The organism is Desulfomarina sp. (assembly GCF_054039375.1).
On sequence record NZ_JBPLBA010000117.1, the window covers coordinates 1 to 4,440 of the forward strand.

The following is a 4,440-nucleotide window of genomic DNA, read 5'->3' on the forward strand; positions in this document are numbered from 1 at the left end:
CCCATGGAGATAGCAGCTATGCCCACAGATAGATTCAAAGATTTATTCACCAAAGAAACTCTTCTGAAACTCTTTCCAAAGGAAAGAACCAACGAATTTTTTGACGCCCTTTTTGGTGACGCAAACGAAGGTGCCTATGACATTGAACTGGCCTTCCGGGGAGCTGATGACAAAAAATTGACAATGGAGTTACTCCTCCATGAACGCCCCAACTGCTGCCTGGCCTGCAACCTCACCCAGGGATTGCCCCAGGTGTTTTCGCGCCACCCGGTAATAGGTGTAAATAAACTGGTCCAGGAAATTGACAGTCTTCTGGGAGATGAAGCGGATTGCGGAGACTGGAAGCTGGGGTATACCGAACAGCGTTCCAGCTCACTTCATGTTATTCCGATAATTATTGATCTGAAGTAACTGCTCACAGAGTTAATACTCTATGTTCTTATTACTCCTGAACTGCAATTTCACTTCAGAGGTAATAAAGTCATAGAGTTGCTATCCCTGTAACCAATTACAATTGTTCACCTGCGACAGACACCTGTTTCGCAGGCCAAAACAGAAAAGGGGCCGGAAAATCCGGCCCCTTTTCTGTTTTACTGCTTTGGGGGAGGGAAATGTGAGAAATTACAGTTCAGAGGTAATAAAATCATAGAGTTGTAACCCCTGTGATCAGTTACTTTTTAATTACTCGTCTGCGACCCTGGAGCGACCCTGGGCCTTTGCGTGATAGAGAATATCATCGGCCCGTTCCATCCACTCCTTGAGAGATTCACCCTTTTTAAGTTCCGCAAGACCGATACTGACGCCAAGCCTGGTGTTTTCATCAGCCCAGACATTAAGATCGTTTACAGCGATGCAGAGCCGTTCCGCCAGGATTCTCGCGCTTTTCAGATCCGTATTGTCCAGGACCAGGACAAATTCATCACCACCGAACCGTACCAGGAGATCCGTAGATCGAACCGCACTGCTGAGAACGTTGGCCACGGATACCAACACCTCGTCCCCGGCCTGATGACCGAGATTATCGTTGATTTCCTTGAACCTGTCCAGATCCATGGCAATCATGGTGAGGGGATTGTTGTACCTGTTGGCACTGTCCATCATTCCATCAATACGTTCGTCAAATACACGGCGGTTGGACAAACCGGTCAGAGGGTCATTACTGGCCCGCTCAAACAGGTCTTCATATTCAAGCCCACGCTGGAGAGATTCTGCAAGAATTTCCAGGGAATGATTGAGCAGATCCATCTCTTCCTCATCCAGCTCTTTTCCTTTTTTGAGGATAAGTAAAATTCCCGCGTCTTCCATGGTCTCGAAAACCCATTTATAGGCAAAATGACCGTTTTCATTGATATAGGGTTTATCGAACTGGACTTCACCGTTAATCAGTCTTTCGGCAAAGGCAATTGTTTTGCGCCTGTGTGGACCATGGCCGGAACAGAAAAGATGACGTTTATTACGTGCACTGTTATTATAGCCAATGAGTTCATGACTGATGAGAGGCATCAACCAGACAGAATAGGCTTCAATCATACCGGTCAGGCTGAGCACTCCGGCCATCCTGCCATGCAGCTGATTGATCAGGTCGAGTCGTTCCGACTGCCTTTTCAGATAATCCAGCTCAACCATAACCTTTTCAATCTCAACCAGGTTCCGGCGGGGTGCTGTAAAATCAGGTTCTTTTGTCGAGAGAGTCATGAGCGTGTTCCTTACACTAAATACTTTTACCTAGAGTGTTCATCAGTAATAATATTCTTATCGTCAAGAGGTTCGAAATCTTTACCTCATTTTTCACTTTTGATTAATGCAGTTTTCGTGCCAGAAAACAGTCATCATAAGAGAAGAACTATAAATACTCCATTATTACAATATGTTAAAAGTTTTCATCATATCCCTGCATGTTAATAACAAAAATGAAATAGAAATAAAAAAAGTGTGCTGTCATAATTCTGACATCGACAACAGCGGATAATCTTTGACAAATCGACCATCAGGCCCCATCTTCACATTGACTGATCTCAAAAAATAGCTCTGAACAACAATGACATCGTTAAAAAACAAAATCGGACAACTCTTTATCATCGGTTTTGAGGGTGCTTCCATCTCGGCTTTTCATCCCATAGCTGAAGATATTATTGAGGAAAACCTTGGCGGCGTAATCCTTTTTGACAAACTGCTCGCCAAAAAACGGTCTGCGAATAATATCATATCCACCGCTCAGGTTCAGGAACTGACCGGAAAACTGAGGGAAATGGCAGGCGACCTGCTGATAGCAGTTGACCAGGAGGGAGGGCGGGTCAGCAGACTGGCTCGACTGGATGATTTTCCCGATATTCCTGCTGCCGCCATTCTCTCAGAGGACGATGGAGTGGAGCGGACCCGGCAGGCCGCCAGAAAAATTGCCGACGGCCTGCAGAGACTCGGCATTAATTTCAACCTTGCTCCGGTGGCGGATCTCAATCTCTTTGCAGATAATCCGATCATAGGGTGTTTTGATCGAAGTTTCGGGGACGATCCGGAAAAGGTATTCCACCATTGCCTGGCCTGGATCGAGGAGCACAGGAAAAAATCTGTTCTTTCCTGCCTGAAACATTTCCCCGGCCACGGCAGCACAAAGGATGACTCACACCTGGGTTTTGTGGATATCACGGAAAGCTGGAAAGAGGTGGAACTGCAACCTTTTGTCAAATGTATCAAGGCTGGCTTTATGGAAGCGATAATGACGGCCCATCTCTTTCACCGTGGAATGGATTCACAACTTCCAGCCACTCTTTCGGCCCCGCTGATCAGCGGAAAACTCAAGGGTGAAATGGGGTTCAGGGGGGCAGTTGTCACCGATGATATGCAGATGCGCGCCATCACCGACCGTTACGGACTGGCCGAGGCCTGCTCAAGAGCCATTGGTGCCGGGGCCGACCTGATTATCATCGGCAATAACCTGGAACAGGACCCGCGGATTTTTGCCAAAGTAAGAGATAGAATTATAAGGGATCTTGAGGATGGAAAATTGGCGGAAACACGAATTGAGGACGCACTGAGCCGGGTTCGAACGCTTAAACAACGAATAGAGGACTAACACCATGCACCAACAGACGGAACCGACCCACTCAATTGTAATTGGCTACCTGCTCTGGATTTTCGGCTTTCTGGGAGCGCATCGTTTTTACTACGGCAAACAGATCAGTGGTACAATCTATTTCTTTACCCTCGGCCTCTTTCTCATCGGCTGGATTGTTGATCTCTTTCTTATTCCGGGGATGAACGAACAGGCGGACATCCGTTTCATCAGGGGAAACGTAGACTATTCCATCGCCTGGCTGCTCCTGGTTTTCCTCGGTCTTTTCGGCATTCACAGAATGTATATGGGCAAATGGATCAGTGGCCTGGTTTATCTCTGTACGGCAGGATTGTTCGGACTTGGCTATATTTACGACCTGTGGACACTCAATGATCAGATAAGCCTGATCAACGGCAGGTGACAACGTAATTGGCAACACTGAAATCAACTACATGATTTTATTACATTATACATTTTTACCCGGACGGATTAAGGAGTTTATCCACAACAACGGAAAGGTTTCGCATGGACACCGGCTTCATGCAATATTCATTGACACCCGCTTCCATGGCCGCGTCTTTCGAGACCTGATCTGAATAACCGGTAAAGAGAACAACAGGAATGTCCGAACGAAGTTTTTTTATCTTCCCGCTCACCTCAAGCCCCGTCAGTTCAGGCATGGTCAGATCTGTTATAACGAGGTCAAATTTTTCCGGTTCTCCGGCAAATATATCCACCGCTTCCACGGCGGAAACCGTACCGACCACGGTATATCCGAGGGAGCGCAGGATCTCGCCTGTAACCTGAACGACCTGGCTGTCGTCATCAACCAGCAGGATACGCCCTGCACCACTGGGCAGCTCACCCGTGTGCACCACCCTCTCGATCGGATCAACCTTGTCTGCCACCGGCAGAAAGACACGAAAAGTCGTCCCCTTGCCCTTTTCGCTCTCCACTTTTATATGGCCACCCTGGCGGTTGATGATACCGTGGACCATGGCCAACCCCATGCCTGTACCGTAGGTTTTTTCCTTGGTTGTGAAGTATGGTTCGAAAATCCGGTCGATAATTTCCTCATCAATGCCGGTGCCGGTATCCGCAACACTGAGTTCCAGCCACTCCCTGCCGTCCTTCGTCGTCTCCGCCTGGTCAAGTTTAACAGTCAGCACCCCGTGCATTCCTTCCATGGCATGAGCCGAGTTTGTACAGAGATTGATCAACACCTGGTGAAGCTTCACCGGATCAACCAGCAGCCGTCCACAGTTTTCATTCACATCCTCGACAATGACAATGGTGCTGGGCAGGGTAACCCGCATCAACTTCATCACCTCTTTGACGATGGGGTGAATATGCAGCAGTTTCTCCTTCATCTCGCTCGAACGGGA

The 4,440-nt window shown here is 47.8% G+C and carries 5 protein-coding genes; 3 read left to right on the forward strand and 2 right to left on the reverse strand.

Annotated features, from left to right (window positions below):
- The first annotated feature begins 3 nt into the window (after positions 1 to 3).
- Complete coding sequence (locus ACXLDX_RS06740) at positions 4 to 411, forward strand: pancreas/duodenum homeobox protein 1 (RefSeq protein ID WP_457576431.1); 408 nt, start codon at positions 4 to 6, stop codon at positions 409 to 411.
- 270 nt (positions 412 to 681) lie between these two features.
- Here ACXLDX_RS06740 and ACXLDX_RS06745 read toward each other — a convergent pair whose 3' ends face one another.
- The gene (locus ACXLDX_RS06745) at positions 682 to 1,695 is read right to left on the reverse strand and encodes a GGDEF domain-containing protein (RefSeq protein ID WP_457576427.1); all 1,014 of its coding nucleotides are present in this window, start codon (positions 1,693 to 1,695) and stop codon (positions 682 to 684) included.
- A 343-nt stretch (positions 1,696 to 2,038) separates the two neighbouring features.
- On the opposite strand from ACXLDX_RS06745, the gene ACXLDX_RS06750 reads away from it, so the two are divergent.
- Both ACXLDX_RS06750 and ACXLDX_RS06755 read left to right on the forward strand, forming a co-directional pair.
- A complete protein-coding gene (locus tag ACXLDX_RS06750) occupies positions 2,039 to 3,073 on the forward strand; it encodes a glycoside hydrolase family 3 protein (RefSeq protein ID WP_457576428.1) in 1,035 nt (344 codons plus the stop codon).
- A 4-nt stretch (positions 3,074 to 3,077) separates the two neighbouring features.
- Complete coding sequence (locus ACXLDX_RS06755) at positions 3,078 to 3,476, forward strand: NINE protein (RefSeq protein ID WP_457576429.1); 399 nt, start codon at positions 3,078 to 3,080, stop codon at positions 3,474 to 3,476.
- A 55-nt stretch (positions 3,477 to 3,531) separates the two neighbouring features.
- Here ACXLDX_RS06755 and ACXLDX_RS06760 read toward each other — a convergent pair.
- Positions 3,532 to 4,440, reverse strand: a 909-nt coding sequence (locus tag ACXLDX_RS06760) for a hybrid sensor histidine kinase/response regulator (protein WP_457576430.1), incomplete at its 5' end; no start/stop codon positions are given.